Below are 680 nucleotides of genomic sequence, written 5' to 3'. Positions count from 1 at the left end.
TAAGGCTGAGCTGTGATGGCGAGCGAAATATAGTAGCGAAGTTCCTGATTCCACACTGCCAAGAAAAGCCTCTAGCGAGGTGAGAGGTGCCCGTACCGCAAACCGACACAGGTAGGCGAGGAGAGAATCCTAAGGTGATCGAGAGAACTCTCGTTAAGGAACTCGGCAAAATGACCCCGTAACTTCGGGAGAAGGGGTGCTCTGTTAGGGTGCAAGCCCGAGAGAGCCGCAGTGAATAGGCCCAGGCGACTGTTTAGCAAAAACACAGGTCTCTGCGAAGCCGTAAGGCGAAGTATAGGGGCTGACGCCTGCCCGGTGCTGGAAGGTTAAGAGGAGCGCTTAGCGTAAGCGAAGGTGCGAATTGAAGCCCCAGTAAACGGCGGCCGTAACTATAACGGTCCTAAGGTAGCGAAATTCCTTGTCGGGTAAGTTCCGACCCGCACGAAAGGCGCAACGATCTGGGCACTGTCTCAACGAGAGACTCGGTGAAATTATAGTACCTGTGAAGATGCAGGTTACCCGCGACAGGACGGAAAGACCCCGTGGAGCTTTACTGCAGCCTGATATTGAATGTTGGTACAGCTTGTACAGGATAGGTAGGAGCCTTGGAAACCGGAGCGCCAGCTTCGGTGGAGGCATCGGTGGGATACTACCCTGGCTGTATTGACCTTCTAACCCGC

At 54.3% G+C, this 680-nt stretch carries 1 rRNA gene; it reads left to right on the top strand.

Annotated elements, in window-relative coordinates:
• A 23S ribosomal RNA gene (locus KI350_RS22740) occupies positions 1 to 680 on the top strand; the annotation flags it as partial.

Source organism: Bacillus sp. J41TS8 (assembly GCF_018333035.1).
Taxonomy (GTDB): domain Bacteria; phylum Bacillota; class Bacilli; order Bacillales; family Bacillaceae; genus Bacillus; species Bacillus paralicheniformis.
This window is presented reverse-complemented; position numbering and strand designations above follow the sequence as displayed.